Genomic DNA, 22,803 nt, shown 5'->3' with positions numbered 1-22,803 from the left:
ATGAGCCTACGCCTGAAGTTTGTGCTGCTGGCGCTGACGCTGAGCCTGCTGGTATACTGGGGCTGCGATGTCAACCGCCAGAATGAGTATCAGGAGCAACTGGTGCTGCAAGGACAGATGATTGTCGGCTATCCGCCGACGGTGCGGTTGACCCATACGGTGCCCATCGGCGAGGCATCGGAGGAGTACGACGTCGGGGTTGCCGGCGCCGACGTGCGGATGCGAATCGGCACGGATTCGAACAGTGTGGATTACCGCATGACGGAATACTCCAGCCGCGGTTGGCCCGGCTATTACACCCTCAACAACGGCCACCGCGTCACGCCGGGTGTTCACTATGCCATTACGGTAGCGGTTCGAGGCGATACGCTCCGCGCGGAAACCGTGGCGGCGGGACGCATGTTCCTGCTGTACCAGAATGAGGACACGGTAGTGTGCGGGAGCCCTACGGCGCTGGTGCTGCGTTGGCGTCCTGACTCGTTGGCGTCCGGCTATTACGTGCTGGTCGACAACATGGAATTCAATTATGAGGACAACCCGGTCGACTGTAACATCAATCCGTTCGCCACGAGCAGCGCCAGCAACTGGAGTGTCAGCCACCGGGATGACAGTCTCCAAGTGCCTTGGGTGATGCTGCGCTACCGGGGACGCCACGAGGCGATTATCTTCTCCTGTGACCGCGCTTTGTGGGACTATTCCTACACGGCCTATTACGGGCAGACGGAGAATTACCCGGTGTCGAATGTGCAAGGCGGGCTGGGGCTGTTTTCAGCCGTGGGGGTGGATACGGCCTATTTCTATCTTACGGACCAAACGACGCTGGGAGGACAGTGAGATGACACGGGAACAGGCCTGGAATCTGCTGTGTGAATGGACGCCGTCGGAAAGCCTGCGCAAGCATGCGCTGTCGGTGGAAGCGGCGATGCGCTTCTGCGCCCGCAAACTGGGCGGGGACGAGGGAGAATGGGGAATCGTCGGGCTGCTCCACGATTTCGATTACGAACGTTTTCCCACGGCTGAAGATCATCCGTTCCGTGGGGTGGAACATCTCCGGACCTTGGGAGTGCCGGAAAGTTGGCTCGAGGCAATTCTTGCCCATGCAGACTATACCGGCGTGGAGCCGCGTACGCCTTTGGCCAAGGCACTTCTGGCCTCCGATGAGCTGACCGGACTGATTACGGCAACGGTTTATGTCTTGCCCAGCCGGAAGATAGCAGACCTGAAGGCGTCCTCGGTGAAGAAGAGGATGAAGGAATCGGGTTTCGCCCGCAAGGTGAACCGGGCGGACATTGTGCGCGGCGCGGAGCTATTGGGGATTACGCTGGATGAGCATATTGCCAATGTGATCGAAGCGATGCAAGGCGTGGCGGTGGAATTGGGACTTTAAGCACACTCGATAAGTTTGTCGTAGTGTGCTCCTGCTATTGACATTTCTCCAAACCCTGTTTATATTCTTTGTCAGAACATAAACAGGGTGTTTCGTTTTCGGACTGCCCGTTGCCCGAAACTTGACCAACTCAGAACAGGAGGCAGATCATGCGACTTCGCGGTTCATGGGTATTCTTCATCGGCTTGCTTCTGTGCACAGTTGCACTGGCGGCCGTTCCTTCGCACATTCGCGTCCCGCAACCGAGCGCGGTTACCGGTATGGAACCGGGAGCCGCACAGTCGGTGAGCTTGCCCCGCGGTCGGGCGCATGCGTTGGATGACACGATTGTCGGGTCGCGGTACCTTGTAGGCACGACCTGGAATGATCTGCAGCAGAACGGCTCGGCCGGCAAGCAGATCGCGGTCGATCGTGATGGCTGGGTACACGTGGTATGGACCAACGGCTTGAACTCGGCCAACTCGCCCCGGCATGTCTATTACAACGTCTGGGATCCGTCAACACAGGAATTCATCTCCCCCACAGGCTATCAGGCCAACACTGGCAGCCGCGGTGGATTCGTCAACGTTGCTGTGAATGACAATGGCTTCGGTTTCCCGGTATTCCATCAGATCAATAACTCTCAGAGCATCGCCCGCTCTGCGGCTGCCATTGACTTCCAGTCACGGTTGGGCGCCTTGGCGGCGTGGGAAATTCCGCCAATGACGGGCGACACGCTGATTTGGCCGCACGCGGACATCGACCGCAACGGCGTTCTACATACGGTCAGCACGCAGCAAGGTGGCCAGAGCCGCCATTTCTACGCGCGCGGCGTACCCTATTTCTCCGTCGAAGGTTATGGTGACAGCGTTAACTGGCCAGGCGGCTTCCAATCGCCCGGTGAACTGGGAACCTTCCCCACGGCAGACGTCGCGGCAGCGCCGCATTCCGACCGTATCGCCATGGCCTGGATTTATGGCAACTCCAGCACGCTTTGGGTGGGCGACAACATCTATTACAAGATTTCCGAAGACGGCGGTTTGAATTGGGGACCGACGGTCAATATGACCAACTTTGCAGTCGTGGACACGAATTGTATCGCGCTGGGCGGCGATGCGGCCACCTGCGATAAGGACACGCTGCGTCCGTGGATTGACCTCTCCATGGTCTTCGATGATCATGACATGCTGCATATTGCCTTCTCGACGGAAGGCTATTACTACTGGTTCCCCGGCGATTCGACCTTTGCACCCGGCGGCTGGACCTTCACCGGACGCTTCAGCCAGATCTGGCATTGGAGTGAGGCTACTGACTGGTTCAGCCTTGTGGCCGACCGCTGGTACGGCCCGGAAGATCCGACCGCCCATACCGTCAGCCTCAACAACCTGATGGTTCAGCGTCCCAGTTTGGCCATTGACACCACGACCGGATACCTCTACTGCTCCTACCAGGCGTTCGATACGGCGCAGTGGAACAACTTCACGCCGAATATTCTGATGTCCGACGCCTACATGACGGTCTCCACCGACGGTGGCCGGCGTTGGGCGGAAGGCACGGATGTCACCCTGACCAATGGCGGTCAGAACACGGCCCCGCCCAATAGCAAGTCCGAGCGGGACATCATGCTTGCCAAGTATGTCACCGGCGGCAACGTGCATATGACCTATGAGATGGACCATGATGCCGGCACAGCGGTCTTCTCGACCCCCGGTGGCGTGGTGACGCTGAATGAGATCTACTATCTGCGAATTCCTGTCGATTCCATTCCGACGTCGCCGCTGATGCCGGTTCGCGCGCTGCATTGGGATTCCACCGGCTTCCCCGACACGACGTTGGCGGTGGGGAACGGGCATACGGCGATTCCGGGCGAGTTCACGCTTTACCAGAACTACCCGAATCCCTTCAACCCGACGACGACGATCCAGTTTGACTTGATGTCGCAGAGCACTGTCAGCCTGAAGGTATTCGATGTGCTGGGCCGCCAGGTCGCGACGCTGCTGGACCAAGCCAAGCTGGGCGCGGGGGTGCAGATGGTTCCCTTTGATGCATCCAGTCTGGCCTCGGGGATCTACTTCTACCGTCTGGAAACCCCGACGGTCAAGCAGACCCGCAAGATGGTCCTGATGAAGTAGACCTAAGACCAAAGACCAGAGACGTGAGAAAAGGGCGATCCGGCACAAGGGTCGCCCTTTTCTATGGTCTAAACGCTTGTAAAGTTTGATAGAAAACCCGGCGGCTGAGCCTTGATATTCAGGCGTATCTTGAGTATATTATTATGTTTTGGAGGGTATGCCGACTAAACCGATGAGGGAATAAAGGATGCGAGTCCGATCCATTTTTGTTTTGCTGACTGTACTGGCCGTGTGCGGTTTTGCACTGGCAAAGCTGCCGAAAAACGTGCGTCTTGAGCCGATTCCGGCGCGCACTGGTCTGGAAGAGGCCGTTCCTGCTCCGGCTAACACCGTGCGCGGACCTGCCCGCCACTCGCTGGATGATCCCATCGGCACGGTGGACACGGTCGGGTACACATGGTATGATGAACAGCAGTACACCACCTGCGGCAAGCAGATTGCCGTGGATCACGAGGGGTATGTTCACAACGTCTGGACCAATGGCCGCAACGAGACGTCCAGCGACCGCCACATCTACTACAATGTCTGGGATCCGACGGCCTCGGCCTTTGTGATCCCCAGTCCGGATGTGCCTACCGGTGCCGTGGTGGACGCCGCGTACAAGTCCGGTTATGCCAATGTGACCGTGAACCGGGAAGGCATTGCCTTTCCGACCTTCCATCAGGTGCTGACCAATGGCGCCATTGCGCACACGGCGGTAGGCATCGACTTCGCACCCCGCCTCGGTGTATTCACGGTGCATGACCTGCCCTACTTTCAGGACAAGAAAATTATCTACCCGAAGATTGGCTGCGACATTGACGGCAATCTGCACCTGACCGCCACGGAAGGCACACCCGGCAATTTCGGTTACTACGCTAAGGGGCACCCGTATTTCACGAACGGAAACGGCGACAGCATCAACTGGCCGGATGGAATGCTCGAACAGGATTCGACCTTCTATCTGTCCCGCGACATCGCGGTATCGTATCGCAGCAACCGGGTGGCGATGGCGTGGATCTATTTTGACTGGCGGTCGTGGTATGGCATGAATGTGTTTTTGAAGACTTCCGAGGATGGTGGCGCGACGTGGGATGCTCCGATCAACGTGACCAACTTCCCGGTGATCGACACCAATTGTGTCAACAACGGCGGCAATATTGCCGCCTGCAATCAGGACACCATGCGGCCTTACATCGACATGTCGGTCGTATTTGATCAGAATGACGTGGTGCATCTTGCGTTCATGGCCCGTGGCTTCTACTATTGGGACGAGACGGGCGCGGTGGGTCCGTGGCTGCATAATGACGGCGTCAGTTCAATCTGGCACTGGGATGAATTGCATCAGGAATTCAATATCATTGCCGAGCGCCCCTATGGCACGCTTGATCACGGTCTCGGACGCGTGCAGACCATGGTTCAGCGTCCCAGTCTGGCTGTCGACACCACGACCGGTTTCCTCTACTGCTCCTATCAGGCCTTTGACACGGCGCAATACAGTGAAGGCGGCTATTTGCAGTCGGATGCATGGGTGAGTGTGTCCACCAGCGGTGGCCGCATGTGGTCGGAAGGCACGAATGTCACCAACAGCAACGGCGGGCAGAATACCGCGGTTGGGCAGTGCGTCAGCGAGCGTGACATCAACCTCGCGCAGTTCGTCACCGACGGCACGATTCACATGCAGTATGAGTTGGACCTTGACGCCGGGACGGCTATCAATTCGACGCCCGAAGGTTCGCCCACTCACAATCCAATTCTCTATCAGCGCATTCCTGCCGAGCAGATTCCCGCGCGTCCATACATAAATCCGTACCGCGTGCTGCGGCTGGATTCTACCGGTTTCCCGCGCGATCTGGACACGACATTGGCGGTGGGGAACGGGCATAGGGCGATTCCGGGCGAGTTCACGCTTTACCAGAACTACCCGAATCCTTTCAACCCGACGACGACGATTCAGTTTGACCTGATGTCGCAGAGCACAGTTAGCCTGAAGGTGTTCGATGTGCTGGGGCGGCAGGTGGCGACGCTGCTGGACAATGCGCGGTTGGGTGCGGGGGTGCAACTGGTGCCGTTTGATGCATCCAGTTTGGCTTCGGGGATCTACTTATACCGTCTGGAAACCCCGACGGTCAAGCAGACCCGCAAGATGGTCCTGATGAAGTAGACCTAAGACCTAAGACCAGAGACGTGAGAAAAGGGCGATCCGGCTGGTGGGTCGCCCTTTTCTATAATGACCTGCGGTAACGGTGCTGACACACCTCCGCCAGCCTCCCGATTTCATAGTCTAAGCCTGTCACAGGCCCACCGATTTAGCTGACAATTGCCCGGAAGTCAACAGCTAACGAGGGGGTGCCATCGGTAAGTACATCGAAAATTCCGGCAAGGCAGTCTAAAGCCAGTACAACGCGACCGGCAAACTTGCAACTTAGCAGGATTGATCTTAAATTATGCCCATGACCTGACGTCTATGGCCCCGTCCTTGGTTTTCTTTAAGGATAGAATCCCCACTATGCCTCTTGTTCCTCCCAATATTCAAGCTCTGGTTGCCTATCAGCCGGGGCGCAACGCCGATGACATCCGCCGGGAATTTGGTATTTCGCGGGTCATCAAGCTGGCATCTAATGAGAACCCGATGGGGCCGTCCCCCAAGGCGGTCGCCCGTATTGGTACGATTTTGGATGATATTCATCTCTATCCCGACGGCGGCCAGAAGCTACGGCAGGAATTGGCGAACCGTTTCCGGGTGAAGATCGGCAATGTAGTGGTGGGCTCAGGCTCCGAGGCGATTATGGCCAACGTCATCCGCACCTTTCTGTGCGATGACGAGGAGGTGCTGACGGCGGAAGGTACCTTTATCGGCTTCTATGTGCTGGCGCGCTCGCGCGGCGTAAAGCTGGTGACGGTGCCGCTGAAGGACTACCACTATGATTTGGATGCTATTGCCGCCGCGATTACCCCAAAAACCAAGATCATTTATCTGGCCAACCCGAACAATCCCACCGGCACAATCTTCTCAAGCAGCGAATTCGACGCCTTTATGACGCGGGTTCCGGAACATTGTCTGGTGATCCTCGATGAAGCGTATTTCGAATACGCCCAGGACATCCCGGACTACCCGGACTCGATGAAATACCGTTTGGATAACGTAATTACGCTGCGGACATTTTCCAAGGCCTATGGTCTGGCGGGGATGCGCATCGGCTACGGATTCGCCCATGAAGAACTGTGCGACAATGTCCGCAAGGTGAAACTGCCGTTTGAGCCGTCCGTCGCTGCCGAAGCCGCGGGACTGGGTGCGCTGGAGGATCACGATTTTCTGGCCAAGACACTGGATGTCAACCGCAAGGGCAAGGAGTTCTTGAGCGCGGCGCTGAAAGACCTGGGGCTGAATGTCACTCCCACGGCAGCGAACTTTTTCCTGGTGGCGCTGGGAAGCGAGGCGGAAGCGATGCAGCTTTATACTGATCTGTTGCGCCGCGGGGTAATTATTCGCCCGCTGAAGGCCTTTGGCATCCCCAATGGCTTGCGCATTACCGTTGGCACGCCGGACCAGAATGCGGTGCTGGTGAATGCTTTGAAGGCCGCCCTGCCCGTACAGCACGCCTGAACCGATTCTCACCTGTTTTGAAACGCAAGATCCTCGTCAATGTGACGAGGATCTTGCGTTTAGGACGCTTTGTGAGATGACACGGCAACTGAAAGGTTGCTCCTGCTGAATCAGCGCACGCTTTTTGCTATATCTCATGCAGAGGCAAACCTTGGCCGCACATCAGATGGCGATTTTATAGCGGTCACGGCAAGGCGTCTACCGAGTAAATCGAGCCTTGGCTGACAAACACCGCCCGGCTTCCATCTACATTGAGAACTGGAGTTTCCGGGGAGAATTTGGGGGAACTGAAGAGCACGTCGCCGGTCCCTTTGGGGAGGCGAAGCCGGTACAGTTCCGGAGGATTTGAGCCTTCTTGCCGCACGCACACCAGACTCATCGAATTGCCTGCCCAGCCGGGGTCGGCGGCATTATTTTCCTTGATGACTTTGCCATCCGAAACGCGAATTACCAGCAGGGCTCGAGAAGGCTCCGTCTGGGCAGCCGCCACCCAATTGCCATCGGGTGAGATTTCCATCGCCCCAAAGCGTTCTGTCGGATCCGAGGTGTAAACGGCTTTACCGTTGGGATCCTTTACCATAAGCTGGCCTGTGGTGGTGTTCCAGTAGGGACCGTCCTTACGGGCTTTGCCAGCCAGAGAGATCAAGGGTGCTGTAAGGGAATCCCGGTAATAGATCTGGTTGCCGATCAGATACGGGCCAAACAGATCGCCCCGGACATTCTGTGTGCGGGAGACCGGGTCCAGCATGTAGAGCGAGACTGACAGCAATCGCTCGGGCTGTTCCGGAAGCGCGGCAATGCGGCGGCGATAGGTGACCCGCTCCTGATCCCCCGGCTCGAAGACGAAACGTCTGCCGACACCGGCATTCAGTACCACCTGCCGGCTGGAGTCTTCGCCGATTACGAGCACTCGGATCTCACTATGCGAGGCGTTGCTGAACGCCAGTTTCGAGCCGTCGCGGGAGATGACGGGGTTTGTCCACCCGGTTTTGCCGGCTGAAACAAGTAACTGAGGCGTGGCAGCGGCAAAAGAAATGGCCGGTAGCGCCAGTAAGAATAGAAAAATCAGTGTATTCATAGTCGAAACAACCCTCTCTTAGGCTGTGCTTAAGGTACGCAATCAGGACGAAAGGATCAACACGGAAGGCACGTGGTTGATCTCACCGTTGACAACGCTTTGTAAAGTGGCCCCAAGCAGGCGAGGGATGACTGTTATCGTATGTTCTTTCCTGTTGACTCACCTAAGAAAAACGATTATCTTAAAGTGAGCAGAAGACCCTACAGCAGATGTTTTTCATAACTCTATGTAATTTGTGTGTTTTCGCACTATTACCGGAGTTTGTGCGGTTTACAGATCCCGAGTCGATTCCTCGGGTGGAATGCAGACACTTGGATCGGTCAGGCAGGCACACTGCCCAATAGCCATAGAGTCTATCTTGACTTTTTTTCCATACGGTTTTGTGAGGAGAGCCGCCATGAGAGTTTTTGTAACAGTTTTGGTTTTGCTGGCTTTGTTAGCCGGAGCATCCACGGTGCTGGCGCAGTCTTTCTGCGTGGCGCTGTTGGAATCCGATCAGCAACTGGACAGCCTGTGTGATGGTGCCGGACATCCCATTGCGGACGGCACAATTATCGAAATCTGGCAGGACAAGGATCCGGCAGGTATTGGCCCCGAGGATTCGCTGGCAAATGCCTGCACAGGCGACAACTGCCCTCCGGGGTTGGTGAACCTGAACCAATTCTTCTTTGATGCCGAATACAACGGTCTCTTGCCCGGCCAGTTCTACATGGACGACCGGAATCCGCAGTTCTGTTCGTACGGCATTTTGCCCACACCGAACCGGTTCTATCTGCGAATCTGTCTCCCCGGTCGACATTACGTCTCGAATGTGTTCAGCCCTGTGAGCGGTGCTTCGGACTATGAAGTCGGACCGTGGCAGTGCATCGAACAGCCCTGCGCGGGCTGTCTGCCCCCGCCTCCTCCCACCGCCTTTTCGGCGACGGACAATTCCACGTGTTTTGGCGTGAACATGACGTGGAACTATCCGGATAACGTGGACCAGTTGGATGCTTTCTTCCTGTACCGCGACGAAGGCGGCAACACTCAGGAAATCGCTCAGGTTGGACCTGCCGTTCGCTCGTATACGGACTCGTCCGCTGCCAGCGGCGTCCCCTATACGTTCTCGATTAAGGCCCGCAGAAATTGTGGCACGTCGATAGCCTTCTCCGCTCAGCCGACGGACCCGGGTATGGCGTCTACGGCTCCGCAGGTCGCCACCAGCCTTACGGTGCAGAATGCATGTTCGACCGTGACGGTCACGTGGAGCTTCGCCAGTATCGCGGGCACGCAGCGCTTTGTCGTCCGGCGTGACGCGGACAGCGTCGGCTTCCGTCAGGTGGTGACGCCGGGAATTCTGACGTTCAGTCATACGACGTTATCGGGCGCAGCCGGCCAGTATACCGTTGTGGGCTGGAATTCGGTCTGCGGCTACGGACTGCCTTCTGCCCCCGTGACGGGTCAGGCTTTGCAGCGTCCGGCGCAGGTGCAGAATGTCAGCGCAACCGACGGTGTTTGCGACTCGACGATTATTACCTGGACCGATGTGACCGGTGAGACGGCATATCAGGTGTGGCGTTCGAACGCCGACGGCACGTCGCCTTCAAACCTCGTCCCGGCAGGATTGCCCGCCAATACCGTTCGCTACCGGGACATTACCGGAACGATCGGGACATCGTACCGCTACTGGGTCATCGCAGCGAATACCTGCGGACCGGCGGCGGCTTCGGTGTATGATTTGGGCGTGCGGTTCCAGACTCCGGGCACGCCGCTGAACTTCGCGGCGACGGACAGTACTCTTTGCGACCGTGTGCGTTTGACCTGGTCGAATGTGGCGTCGAATCAGGGATTCAAGGTGATGCGCACCTTCGGCGCCACCACGGACACGCTGGGTCCGGTGCCGCAGGATACTCTGCATTTTGAAGATATGACCGCTGCGGGCGGCGTCAACTACACCTACAGTGTGCTGGCGTTCAACGGCTGCGGCAGCAGCGCGCCGAGTCTTGCCAATGCCGGCAGCCGTCGTGGCTTGCCCGGTCAGGTAACCGGTGTGGTGGCCTCGGATAACGTGTGTGCGGGCGTCGATGTGACGTGGAATAACGTCGCCGGCGAGGACAGTTTCCGCGTACTGCGTGACGGCGTTCAAGTCGGCCACGTTGGAGCGAATGCTCTGACATTTACCGATGTGACGTCGGTTCCGGGTGTCGTGTACACCTATACGGTGGTTGCGGCCAACGCGTGCGGTTCGGCTGATCCGTCTACCGGGGATGCCGGAATGCGCCGTGAGCTTCCCGCTCAGGTCGCAGGCGTCACCGCGTCGCAGGGCCTCTGCACCGGCGTTAATATCGCCTGGCAGACGCAGGCCGGCGTGGACAGCTTCATCGTCTACCGGGATGCCGTGCGCATCGGCGCCACGGGTCCGCTGGCGACGAGCTTCTCGGATGTCGACATTCACGACGCCGTGAATCATAATTACACGGTGGCCGGCACAAACGTGTGCGGCATCGGTCCGGTCTCGGTTGCGGCGCAGGGACGTCGTAATCCCGCGCCTCCGGCAATCACCGGTTTGGCGGCCACGTCGAATCAGTGTGCGGCCGTTGTGCTGACCTGGACCGCCGCGAGCGGCGCGGACAGCCTTCAGGTGCGGCGCGATGGCTCGCGCATCGGTGTTGCGGCAGGAGCGGCGACGACCTTCTCGGATGCGGACGCGACTCCCGGCACTACCTATTCGTACGTAGTTGTTTCCTACAATAGCTGCGGTATCGGCGAAGTGCCCACGGCGGTGCAGGGCGTACGTCCGGCCCCCGCGGTCGTGCAAGGGCTCACGGCAACGACAAACCGTTGCGACATCGTGCGTCTGACCTGGCAGCCGGTCAGCGGCCCCGTACAGTATTACCGGATTTTCCAGAACTCTATTCTGATTGACATCGTCGATGGCACGGTCACCACGCGCGATATTCATCCGGGAGGCCCGGGCAACTGGTCCTACGCCGTGACTCAGTATTCCGCGGAATGCGGCGAAAGCGCGCGCTCGGATACGGCCAACGGCATCATGCAGACCCAGCCGACTCCGGCCACCAATATTGCGGCGACGATCAACCGTTGCGACGGTGTGCTGGTGTCATGGACTCACGGCACGGGCGCCATTGACGGCTACATTGTGCGTCGCGGCGGAGTGAACATCGATACCACCGCCTCGAGCGCGACCAGCTTCCTCGATACGGCGGCGCCGGAAGGCAACTCGGCCTACTCGGTGCGCCCGTATTCGCTCTTTTGCACCAACCCGTCGTTCCCGGCCAACGTGACCGGCACGCGCACTCCGATGCCGGTGGCTCCTGCCAGTGTGGCGGCGACCACCGACGAGTGTAACCGCGTCCACGTGACGTGGAATGACCTTCCCGATGAAACCGGATATCATGTGTACCGTGACAGCGTGCAGGTGGCCGTGCTGGCCGCCGGCGTTGTCAGCTTCTATGATTCCAACGCCACGGTGGGCAACCATCACTACGCCGTTGTGGGTATCAACACCTGCGGCGAAGGCACGCGCAGTGCGGCCGTAACCGGCACGTACAATGCCATCCCGTCACAGGTAACCACGCTGGCGGCGACGCAGGATAGCTGCACGAGCATCTATCTGACATGGACGGATCTGGGTACGGCGGAACGCTACCGCATTTTCCGCGGCGGCACGCTGCTGGATTCGGTCAATCAGGGCGTAGGCACGTTCCACGACGCCACACTGACGCCGGGCATCTATGTCTATGCCATTGAACCGGTGAACTTCTGCGGTGCGGGTCCCGTCTCGGCAAACGTAGACGGACGCGTACAGAGCATCCCCGCTGAAGTGGCCGGTCTGGCCGCCACGAACGACCAGTGCCATATCACGGTAACATGGACGGACCTTTCGAACGAAGTAACCTACGAGCTGTTCCGTGACGCCGCTCCGCTGGCGACGGTGGCGCAGAACGTCGTGACCTATGTGGATTCGACCGCCACGGTCGGCCTGCATGAGTACGCCATTCAGGCGGTCAATCAGTGCGGCACGGGCACCGCGTCGGGTACGGTCAGCGGCGAACGCCAGGGACCGCCCACGGAAACGTCCTCCGTGACGGCTCCGGACAGCGCCTGCGGCGAAGCCACGCTGACGTGGACGGCTGTCGGCGACGTGACCGGCTATCTGATTCTGCGCAATGCGGTTCGTGTGGATTCGGTCGGCGGTTCCGTGACGACGCTGCCGGTTTCGGCCCAGCCCGGAACCTATGCGTACACGGTGCAGGGCATCAATGCCTGCGGCACGGGCCCGGTTTCCGAACCGGTTTCGATTCGCTTCAAGCCGGTGCCGGCGCAGGTAACGGGCGTCGAAGCGTCGACGACCAGTTGCTCGGACATCGTGCTGACGTGGAGCAATATGGCCGAAGAAACCGGATATCATATCTACCGGGAAACGGTGTTGATCGGCACCATTGGCCGCGACACCCTGACCTTTACCGACAACACCTCCGGCGTCGGATCGTTCACCTATCAGATCGGCGCCTTCAATGAATGCGGCGAAGGCGTGCTGTCCGCAGCCGCCACCGGCATTCACCGCGGTATCCCCGGAACGGTGACGAACTTTGCGGCCAGTGACACCATGTGCACGAACATCACGGTGACCTGGACGAACGTTGCCGACAATGAAGGCTACATCCTTCAGCGTACCAACCCGACTCCCGTGGTGGAAGACTCGCTGGGCGCCGACGTGACCACGTTTGTGGACAATACCGTCACGGCAGGCATCACCTACACGTATCGCATTCTGGCACGCAATGCCTGCGGCCGTGGCAGCTTCAACACTCCGCAGACCGGCGTGCGCACGGACGTTCTGGCGCAAGTTCAGAACGTGGCGGCGTCGACAAACCGCTGCGACGCTATTATGGTCTCGTGGAGCAACATCGTAGGCGAGACCCGCTTCTGGATCTACCGCGATGGCACCGCGATTGACAGTGTGGCCGCTGACGTATTGCAATACCTCGATGCGAACGTGGCGATTGGCGCTCCGCATGCCTATACGGTGAGCGCGCGCAATGGCTGCGGTCTCAGCCCGATTTCCGCCCCGGCCAACGGCTCGCGGATGCAGGGTCCGCAGATTCCGGCCTTCCTTACGGCCCGGGATTCCTGCAACTCGGTCTTCCTGCGTTGGGGCGCGGCGGCCGGCGACGTGGACACCTTCCGCGTGTTCCGTGGCGCGACGAACATTGCCAACGTGACGGCAGCCACCTTCACGTATCTCGATGTGACCGTGCCGGGTACCTATGTGTACACGGTGCTGGGGCACAGCACGGAATGCGGCGACGGCTCGGCCACTCCGGCCACCAACGGCACCAGCCATGCCAGCGCAGGCGTCCCGGCCGCTTTGCAGGCCGCAGCCGCGGTGTGCGATTCGGTGGTGCTGACCTGGAATGCATCGCCGGGCGAAACGTCGCGGTACCGTGTGTTCCGTGACGGCGTCCTGATCGACAGCACAACGGCCCTGCGTTATGCGGACCGCAACCTGCCGAATTCGGCCAACCATTCTTACACCGTAGCCGGGTTCAACCCGTGGTGCGGTCAGAGTGCGCAGTCGACTCCGGTGACCGGACATGTTCTGCAACTGGTGCGGATGAACGATGTGGCGACGACGCTGCGTTGCGGCGCGTCTGTGCACATTGTCCTGCAGCACTGCTCGGCCATTCCGACTGCCGAATTCTTCCTGTCACTGAACGGCGGTGCGTACCGTTCGATTGCCACGGTGTCGCCGGTCGACAGCTTTGCCAACGTAACGATGCCGGATACCAACTCCGCCAACTATCCCAACAGTCATCTGATGCTGGTCAGCCACCGCGGCGCGCGCGTCGACACGGTGTATTCCAACACCTTCATCCTCGACTGCACGGACGGCGTGGATCAACTGGATCCGGGCGCGATTCCGACCGATTTCTTCCTCAGCCAGAACTACCCGAACCCCTTCAACCCGTCTACGGTGATCCGCTTCGGCGTGCCTCGCACGGCGGAGGTGAAGGTGGCGGTGTATGATGTGCTGGGTCGGCAAGTCGCCAGCCTGATTGACGGTGCGATGCAGCCGGGCGTGCATTCGATCAACTGGGATTGCCGAAGCTGTCCTTCGGGCATGTATCTGGTCCGCATGGAAACCGGCGACCGCGTGATGATGCGCAAGATGCTGTTGATGAAGTAAGGCGCAAGCGGTCTGTCTGAAGTGAATATCTGAGACAACCACAGAACGACGGGCAATGCGTCCCGTCGTTCTGTGCGTTTTTGTGCCGCACGGAACCCTCCCCCTTTGTCGTCCGTTCAAACTACGTCATTCCCACCTACTGTGAAAACCGAGTGATCTTCATGAGTTCTGCTCTCGACCAACTCTCGATCAATACCATTCGAACCCTTTCCATCGATACCGTACAAAAGGCTAAGTCCGGTCATCCGGGCCTGCCTCTCGGCGCGGCGGCGATGGGTTATGTTATCTGGACGAAATTTCTTCGTCACAATCCGCACGATCCCCAGTGGATCAACCGCGACCGCTTTGTGCTGTCGGCGGGACATGGCTGCGCGCTGTTATACTCGTTGCTGCATCTGACCGGCTATGATCTCACGATGGACGATCTGCAAAACTTCCGGCAGTGGGGCTCACGGACTCCCGGCCATCCCGAAGCCAATCACGGCACGGCGGGTGTGGAAGCGACCACCGGCCCGCTGGGGCAGGGTGTAGGCAATATGGTCGGCATGGCCATCGCGCGCGAACATTTGGCGGCAACGTTCAATGCTCAAGGCCGCGAGGTCATCGACTTCCATATCTACGGCATCTGCTCTGATGGCGACATGATGGAAGGCGTGCAATCGGAAGCGGCGTCGCTGGCCGGACACTTGGGGCTTGGCTCGATTGTGCTCCTTTACGATGACAACAACATCAGCCTCGACGGACCGACAGCCATGTCTTTCAGCGAAGACGTGAGCAAGCGCTACGAAGCTTACGGTTGGCACGTGCAAAGCATCGACGGCATGGATCCCGACGCCGTGGAAACGGCGATCAAGGCGGCGGTAGCCCAGACGTCCAAGCCGTCGCTGATTTGCTGCAAGACGATCATCGGTTTCGGCTCGCCCAACAAGGCCAACAGTCAGAAGGCGCACGGCTCGCCGCTGGGTGATGAGGAAGTAATGTTGACCAAGCGTGCACTGGGCTGGCCCGAGGACAAGAAGTTCTACATCCCGGATGAAGCGCTGAAGAACTTCCGCTCGGCGGTGGATCGCGGCGCGAAACTGCAAAACGATTGGACGGCCAAAGTTGACGCGGCCCGCAGCGGCTCCGCCGGGTTCCGTGAACAGTGGGACAATTTCTGGGCGCGGAAACTGCCCGCCGACTGGGAAACTCATCTGCCGTCGTGGAGTTCAAAAGACAAGCCGATTGCGACGCGGAAAGCATCGGAGAAGGTTATTCATCAACTCGCCCCGATTTTACCGGCCATGTTCGGCGGCTCCGCCGATCTGCATGAGTCGAATTTGACGTATATCGAAGGCGGTGGTGATTTCGAAAAAGGAAATTACAAAGGCCGCAATCTGCGGTTCGGTGTGCGCGAGCATGCCATGACCGCGATTCTGAACGGCATCGCGCTGACCGCGCCGTATCTCGCGTTTGGCAGCACATTTTTGAATTTCGTAGATTACATGAAGCCGTCGATCCGGCTGGCGGCGCTGACCAAGCTGCCGGTGATCTATGTGTTCACTCATGACAGCATTGGCCTCGGAGAAGACGGACCGACGCACCAGCCGGTGGAACAGTTGTGGATGATGCGGGCGACGCCGAATTTGTGGGTGATGCGTCCGGCGGATCCCAATGAGACGGCGCAGTGCTGGAAGCTGGCGATTGAGCGGGAGGACGGACCGACAGCGCTGGCGCTCACGCGGCAGAATGTCGATACCTTGGATCCCGCACTGTATGGTCCGCTGAAGGTGGAACGCGGCGGCTATGTGCTGGCGGAAGCGTCCGGCAGAACCCCGCAACTGATTCTGATGGCCACCGGCAGCGAAGTCGGATTGGCGCTTAAAGCCCGCGAGCAGCTCGAAGCGAATGGGATTGCGACGCGCGTGGTATCCATGCCGTGCCTGAAGCTGTTTGATGCGCAGCCGCAAGAGTACCGCGATTCGGTGTTGCCGCCGTTTATCAAAGCGCGTGTAGCTATCGAAACGGGCGCGACCTGCGGCTGGTGGAAATACACTGGCCTCGACGGCGACGTGATTGGGCTGGACCGCTTCGGTGCCTCCGCGCCGGGTGAAATCGTCATGGAGAAGTTAGGGTTTAACGTGCCGAATGTGGTGCAGCGCTCGCGAATGGTTCTGGATAAAGTGCGCCCGGCGGTGGAGGAGAACGCATGAAGATTGCCATCGGCTGTGACCACGCGGGATTTACCCTGAAGAGCGAACTGGTTCCGTGGCTGTTGAAAGCCGGCTACGAGATAATTGACGTCGGCACGATGTCGCTTGATCCCGTGGACTATCCCGATTATGCGCGCGCGGTGGGGCTGGAAGTGATTTCCGGAAACGCGGAGCGTGGCATTATCATCTGCGGCAGCGGCGTCGGCGCATGCGTGGCAGCGAATAAGATGAAAGGCGTGCGTGCGGGACTGTCGGCGGATACCTTCTCGGCGCGGCAGGGTGTGGAAGACGATGACGTCAACGTGCTCTGCCTCGGTGCGCGGGTTATCGGCGGCGAGCTTGCCAAGGAAATCGTGATCGCATTCCTGAAGGCGCGCTTTTCCCACTTGGAACGCCATGAACGCCGTCTCAAAAAGGTGCTCGCGATGGAAGCCGCCGGAGCGTAATCCCTGCGCTTGTCATTCCGTTCTTTCTTATCCTGTTCTGTCCCCCTAAGCTTGTCATCCTGCAACCCGTCTTCGGGATGCAGGATCTCTCGGGGAGTGGCATAATCAAATATCTGCATTCTAAGAAGAATGCCAGATGCCAACGTTGGCCGGACAGGGCGGAAGAAAAAAGAACGAATGCCGGAATATTGTATTTTACGAACCACACATTTTCACAGGACTACCATGAGCCATCCAACGATACAAAAGACTCTTGATCTGGGACAATCCATCTGGCTGGACTTCATCAGCCGTGACCTGATGAACTCGGGCAAGCTGCAGCAGTTGATCGACAACGGTTTGCGCGGCGAGACGTCGAATCCGACGATCTTCGAGAAGTCCATCAGCAAGAGCGGCGACTACGATCCGGATATCCACGAAGGCCACACTCAGCATTGGACCGCGCCGCAAATCTTCGAGCATATCGCGGTAACGGACGTCACCCGGGCCTGCGACGCTCTGCGCCCCGTCTACGACATCACGAAGGGTACAGACGGCTTTGTAAGCATCGAAGTCTCGCCGGGTCTGGCCAACGACACCGACGGCACCATTACCGAAGCCCGCCGCCTGTGGAAGAGTGTGAACCGCCCCAATCTGATGGTCAAGATTCCCGGCACGGACGCAGGAATTCCGGCCATCGCCGCCATGCTGGCGGAAGGTCTGAATATCAATATCACCCTGTTGTTCTCGCAGCGGCAGTATCATAACACCGTGAAAGCGTGGCTGGACGGCCTCGAAGAGCGCGTGCGCAAGGGGCAGGATGTCTCCCACATCGCGTCGGTCGCCAGTTTCTTTGTCAGCCGCGTGGACACAGCCGGCGACAAACTGCTTGAAGCCAAGGGCCGCAAGGACCTGATGGGCAAGGCCGCCATTGCCAATGCCTGTCTGGCGTACAAGTATTTCCTCGAGATGCTCCAGTCGCCGCGCTGGAAGGCTCTGGAAAAGGCGGGCGCGCACGTCCAGCGGCCACTGTGGGCCTCGACCTCCACCAAGAATCCTGACTATCCCGACGTGCTGTATGTCACTGAGCTGATGGCTAAGGATACGGTGAATACGCTGCCCCTCGACACCATCGAAGCCTGGATGGATCATGGCAAGCCCGAGCCGCGTCTGCTCGAGAATTTGAAGACGGCCGAAGAGACGCTGAAAAAGGTTCACGATGCCGGAGTGGACGTGGTGAAGATCACCGAAGATCTGATCGAGGACGGAGTGGTAAAATTTACGGAATCCTTCAACCAGTTGATGGCCGCCATCGAGAAGAAGGTTCACGCCGAAGCCGTTAAGTAGCTTTACTGTTTTGTGAGAAGAAAGGGCGAACGCAAGTTCGCCCCTTTCCTTTTGTTTCAGCGGCGGATCGTCCGGTCCGCCTCCCCTGCAGTCTTTCGGAGTCTCCGCTATGCCTCACGCCGTACTTGAAGTTCCCAATCACACCGAACTTGCCGCGATGATTGACCATACGGCCCTCAAACCTGAATGCTCGATGAAAGATATCGAGAAGCTCTGCCACGAAGCGATAAGCCTCAAGTGCGCGTCGGTCTGTGTCAATCCGGTCTATGTGCCGATGGTCAGCCGGGTCCTTGAAGGCACGACTGTAAAGACCTGCTCAGTCGTGGGATTCCCCTTGGGGTCTAACACCACAGCGCAGAAGGTCCACGAAGCCCGCGAGGCGATGCGCATGGGAGCAAAGGAAATCGACATGGTGATTTGGGTCGGCGGCCTCAAGGCAGGCCACACCGAATGGGTAGGCGAGGATATTGCGGAAGTGGCGCGCGCCTGCCGGGACAATCACGCCATCCTGAAAGTGATTCTCGAATGCTGCCTGCTGACGGACGAGGAAAAGAGGCAGGCGAGTGAACTCTGCGTGCAGGCCAAGGCGAATTTCATCAAGACCTCCACGGGCTTCGGCCCGGGCGGCGCGACGGTGGAAGACGTGCAGCTCCTTTCCAGCATTGCCAAGCCTGCGGGTTTGGGTGTAAAGGCAGCCGGAGGAATCCGCACCTATGCCGATGCTCTGCGGATGATCCACGCCGGAGCCACACGCATCGGAGCCAGTTCAAGCGTGCGCATCATCGAGGAAGCGAAAGCCGCGGGCGCGTGAAAGACCAAGTCTGACCTTGATCATCCCCCGCAGTGTAGGGGAGGGGTAAGCGGCAGATCCTACCCGCTCCCACACCGCCCCCGCGCAACCCTCCCGCTTCAAGCATAGCAGCGCGCCTCGGATAATGACACAGGGACATGGCATGCCATGTCCCTGTTACGCAGGGGCGGATCTTAGATCCGCCCGTTTCTTTTTTTGTGATCGCGGCTTACATCAGCGGTTTGACCCGCGCGGTTAGCGGCACATCATTACTGGCGGCGGGATTGGCGACGAATTTTAGACGCCAGCCCAGCGTTACCGGAACACAGATGCTGCTGCTCTCATCGGTACAGTACGCAAGGTTCAGCGTGGTCTGATATTCTCCGCCGGGTTGAAAAGCCGACGCGGGAATGCGCACTTCCACCGGGATCATCGGCGACTTCGCCAAGCCCTCAATCCCCTTACCGCCGTTGGAACTGGAGACAAACGCGTAATTGATGGGCGCTTCTTTATTAAGGTGAACGCCACGCGGAAACTCCGGATTCAGTCGCAGCACCAGATCCATCCCCGGTTTCACGGCAACTTCCTGTAGTGGAATTCCCGTCAGGTCCATCTGCTTGGTGGCTTCCATGCGCAGACCCTTCAACGCAAACTCATGCCATGTGCCGCCGGCCAGATTGTATTCGATGATGCGGTCATGGTTGGTGTCGGCAATGTAGAGTGTGTCGCCGCGCGCGGAAAGCCCGCCCGGTTCATAGAGGGAAAGATCGGTCTTGTCTGACGCGGGAGCGGAGGATTTGCCCGTCCCTGCTACTGCGCTGATCTCGCCCTTGGCTTCATTGACGCGCTTGACCTTGTGATTGTAAGTATCGGCAACCAGAATGTCATCACCGGAAACCGCGACGCCCAGCGGGTGCTGCAATTTGGCGCTCCGCAGCGAGCCCGTGCGGTCTCCGAAATCGAACAGCCCGCTGCCGATGAGCGTTTCCACCGTGCGCGTTTTCAAATTGGCGCGGCGCAGCGCGCTGACTTCGCTGTCGGCAAAGTAGAGCCAATCTCCCTTGCGGGTCAGCCCCGAGGGCTGGGCAAGATTGACACTGAGGCCTGTGCCGTCATCAATGTTTTCCGCGCCCGACCCCACCCACGCGCTGACTTTGCCCGACCGCAGATCCATAGACCAGATCTGGTGATTGCCCGCCATGGCAATATACAAGTTCCAGTCCACCAGCGCCAGATCCCACGGGCTGTTCAGACCCTGTGCGGTTCCGTTCGCGCCGCCGGTGCGGTCATAGACCTGCTTGCCGGTCCCCGCGATAGTCTGCACGGACTTGGCATTCAGGTCCAGCTTGCGAATGAGATGGTTGTCGGTGTCGGCCACATAAAGCAAATTGTTCGCCGCGTCGTACGCCAATCCCTGCGGATTGGCAAACTGTGCCTTATCGAACGCGCCATCGGCGTTGCCCTTCTCGCCCGAACCCGCAATCGCCACTACGTTGCCCTCGGGATCGGCAATGATCACGCGGTCATGGTTGGAATCCGAAATGAATACGAATTTGCCGGAGGGCTCGGCGAGCACCTTGCCGGGAAAAGCCAGTCCCGAGGCGGACGGCACGCGGCCTTCCCGATGAAACACCGGCGGCCCTGCGGCAAGTGTGCCGTTCTGCTTGCCTTCTTCCAGCAGCGCGGAGACGATCTCATCAAGGATGACGCGATTACCTTCTCCCGAGAGGGATCCTACCACTTTGCCTTCGGGGTCAATCACCATCAGCGTCGGCCACGAATTCACGCCATATTCCGACCAGATGCGGTGCCGCTCGTCCACGATCACCGGATGGGCGATGTTGTAGCGTTCCACGGCCTGCCGGATATTGTCGCGGTCCTGCTCGTTGTCGAACTTCGCGCTGTGTACCCCTACGATGACCACCGGCTGCCCGGCGTATTTCTGTTCGATGTATTCGAGGTCCGGGAGGATATGCATGCAGTTGATGCAGCAATACGTCCAGAAATCGAGCACCACGACGCGGCCCTTCAAGTCCTGGTTGATGTACAGCGGCTTGTCCGTGTTCACCCAGGCGAAATCCTTGGGGAATTCGGGGGCGCGGACTCGTTGCTTGGGGAGATTGAATTTCAGCATGGCATCACTTTCTCTATGGCCGGAAGGACGGTTGGCGGCGGCGGCGAAGGGGAAGATGGATCCGCCGCGCGACCCCTGAAGACGAAGGCCTGCCCAGACCAGCGCCACAGCAACCACGAGGAGGGCAGACGCACGGAAGGCCTTGGAATGTAGCATTTTGTGTAAGAACCTGAGTTTAAGTCAGAGCAATCGAGCCTGTGCATTGTAGACTCGACAGTCCATTAAAAGTTCCGCAGATGCTTCACCGTCTGGAACGAACTGTCATAGAAAAGAGTTAAATGCACATTGAACTGAGAATCGACGCGCCAACAGTTTGTTAATTAGAGAAATATCTGTCCCTTTGACGGACGGCGGCGACCGATGCATCACAAAGATCGGGTGCCGGAGCGGGATTCTCTCCTTTCAAAGTGTGATGTTCTTCATACTGGATAATTACGTTTTGTTTGCGTATTATCCATATAGTTGTGGAGTCCTGCCGTGCCGGTAACAAATGGCGGTGGGCGGGAAGTGGCGGCTTAGGGAGAGCGAATCATATGCTGGTGATTATGGCACGCGACGCGTCTGAAGAACAGATTGCCCACGTGGTGAAACAAATTGAACAGGCGGGCTTTCAGGCGCAGGTCGTGCCGGGGAAGTCCCGCGTGGCCATTGGAATCACCGGAAATGTCAGCCCGCTGGATCCAGCGTTGGTAGACTCTCTGCCCGGCGTAATGCAGACCTTCCGGGTCACGCACCCGCTCAAACTGACGTCACGCGATGCCAAAGCCGAAAACACGGTAATCCACGTGGGAGACGCCGTAATCGGCGGCCACGACGTGGTCGTGATTGCCGGACCGTGCGCTGTCGAATCCAAGGAGCAACTGTTTGCCGCCGCTGAGCGCGCAAAACATGCCGGTGTGCAGTTGCTGCGGGGCGGAGCCTACAAGCCGCGCACGTCGCCGTATTCCTTTCAGGGACTCGGGGAAGAAGGCTTGAAATTGCTGGGCGAAGTACGCGCTTACACCGGACTGCCGGTGGTCAGCGAAGCGGTGGATGATGAGAGCGCGGGCCTTGCCGAAAAGTATGTGGATGTGATTCAGGTGGGCGCACGCAACATGCAGAATTATGTGCTGCTGAAGCGCGTGGCGCGGATCGGCAAGCCCGTGCTGCTGAAGCGCGGCCTGGCGGCGACTCTTGAAGAGTTTTTGGGCGCGGCGGAATATATTCTGTCGGCGGGCAATCCCAATGTGATCTTGTGCGAGCGCGGCGTGCGCGGGTTCTCGGACTTTTCGCGCAACACGCTGGACATCAGCATTGTTCCCGTGATCAAACAGCTTTCCCATCTGCCGATTATTACCGATCCGTCGCACGCGGCGGGGAGACGGGATATTGTGCTGCCGCTGGCAAGGGCGTCCATTGCGGCGGGCGCGGACGGCGTGATGGTGGAAGTGCACACCGAGCCTGCTCAGGCGCTTTCCGACGGCTATCAGTCGCTGCACCCCTCGGAGCTTGAAGAACTGGTGAAGCAGGTGGCGCAACTTGCTCCGCTGATGGGCCGCGGCTTTCCGCGCAAGCACTGAGTCA

General features: G+C 58.8%; 13 protein-coding genes. 11 read left to right on the top strand and 2 right to left on the bottom strand.

What is annotated here, in order from left to right; genetic code table 11:
• The 5 genes from VGL38_05300 (at nt 1) to hisC (ending at nt 7,084) form a co-directional block, all read left to right on the top strand.
• Nucleotides 1-834: a DUF4249 family protein gene (locus tag VGL38_05300; GenBank protein ID HEY3294831.1), complete on the top strand. Its 834-nt coding sequence runs from the start codon at nt 1-3 to the stop codon at nt 832-834.
• 1 nt (nt 835) lies between these two features.
• Nucleotides 836-1,387, top strand: coding sequence for an HD domain-containing protein (locus VGL38_05295; GenBank protein HEY3294830.1), 552 nt, complete (start codon nt 836-838; stop codon nt 1,385-1,387).
• A gap of 149 nt (nt 1,388-1,536) precedes the next feature.
• Nucleotides 1,537-3,498, top strand: coding sequence for a T9SS type A sorting domain-containing protein (locus VGL38_05290; GenBank protein ID HEY3294829.1), 1,962 nt, complete (start codon nt 1,537-1,539; stop codon nt 3,496-3,498).
• 187 nt (nt 3,499-3,685) lie between these two features.
• Complete coding sequence (locus VGL38_05285) at nt 3,686-5,641, top strand: T9SS type A sorting domain-containing protein (protein HEY3294828.1); 1,956 nt, start codon at nt 3,686-3,688, stop codon at nt 5,639-5,641.
• A gap of 345 nt (nt 5,642-5,986) precedes the next feature.
• The gene (hisC, locus tag VGL38_05280) at nt 5,987-7,084 is read left to right on the top strand and encodes a histidinol-phosphate transaminase (protein HEY3294827.1); all 1,098 of its coding nucleotides are present in this window, start codon (nt 5,987-5,989) and stop codon (nt 7,082-7,084) included.
• A gap of 184 nt (nt 7,085-7,268) precedes the next feature.
• On the opposite strand, the gene VGL38_05275 is transcribed toward hisC, so the two are convergent.
• Complete coding sequence (locus tag VGL38_05275) at nt 7,269-8,162, bottom strand: hypothetical protein (protein ID HEY3294826.1); 894 nt, start codon at nt 8,160-8,162, stop codon at nt 7,269-7,271.
• A gap of 397 nt (nt 8,163-8,559) precedes the next feature.
• On the opposite strand from VGL38_05275, the gene VGL38_05270 reads away from it, so the two are divergent.
• The 5 genes from VGL38_05270 (at nt 8,560) to deoC (ending at nt 19,127) form a co-directional block, all read left to right on the top strand.
• Nucleotides 8,560-14,352 (top strand): T9SS type A sorting domain-containing protein, encoded by a 5,793-nt coding sequence (locus VGL38_05270; protein HEY3294825.1) that lies wholly within the window; start codon nt 8,560-8,562, stop codon nt 14,350-14,352.
• Nucleotides 14,353-14,513: 161 nt separating this feature from the next.
• A complete protein-coding gene (gene tkt, locus VGL38_05265; protein HEY3294824.1) occupies nt 14,514-16,544 on the top strand; it encodes a transketolase in 2,031 nt (676 codons plus the stop codon).
• Nucleotides 16,541-16,990 (top strand): ribose 5-phosphate isomerase B, encoded by a 450-nt coding sequence (gene rpiB, locus VGL38_05260; GenBank protein ID HEY3294823.1) that lies wholly within the window; start codon nt 16,541-16,543, stop codon nt 16,988-16,990. Before tkt ends, rpiB begins: the two co-directional genes overlap by 4 nt.
• Nucleotides 16,991-17,215: 225 nt before the next feature.
• Nucleotides 17,216-18,316: a transaldolase gene (gene tal, locus VGL38_05255; protein HEY3294822.1), complete on the top strand. Its 1,101-nt coding sequence runs from the start codon at nt 17,216-17,218 to the stop codon at nt 18,314-18,316.
• 109 nt (nt 18,317-18,425) lie between these two features.
• Entirely contained in the window at nt 18,426-19,127 is a 702-nt protein-coding gene (gene deoC, locus VGL38_05250) for a deoxyribose-phosphate aldolase (GenBank protein ID HEY3294821.1), read from the top strand.
• A gap of 208 nt (nt 19,128-19,335) precedes the next feature.
• On the opposite strand, the gene VGL38_05245 is transcribed toward deoC, so the two are convergent.
• On the bottom strand, nt 19,336-21,396 hold the full coding sequence (locus tag VGL38_05245; protein ID HEY3294820.1) for a thioredoxin-like domain-containing protein: 2,061 nt from the start codon (nt 21,394-21,396) through the stop codon (nt 19,336-19,338).
• A gap of 377 nt (nt 21,397-21,773) precedes the next feature.
• Here VGL38_05245 and aroF point away from each other — a divergent pair, with 377 nt between their 5' ends.
• Entirely contained in the window at nt 21,774-22,799 is a 1,026-nt protein-coding gene (aroF, locus tag VGL38_05240; GenBank protein ID HEY3294819.1) for a 3-deoxy-7-phosphoheptulonate synthase, read from the top strand.
• Nucleotides 22,800-22,803: the final 4 nt, after the last annotated feature.

The sequence above is a fragment of the bacterium genome (assembly GCA_036504735.1).
Taxonomy (GTDB): Bacteria; Electryoneota; RPQS01; order RPQS01; family RPQS01; genus DASXUQ01.
The sequence above is the reverse complement of the archived record's forward strand: the minus strand, read 5'-3'. Positions and strand labels throughout refer to the sequence as shown.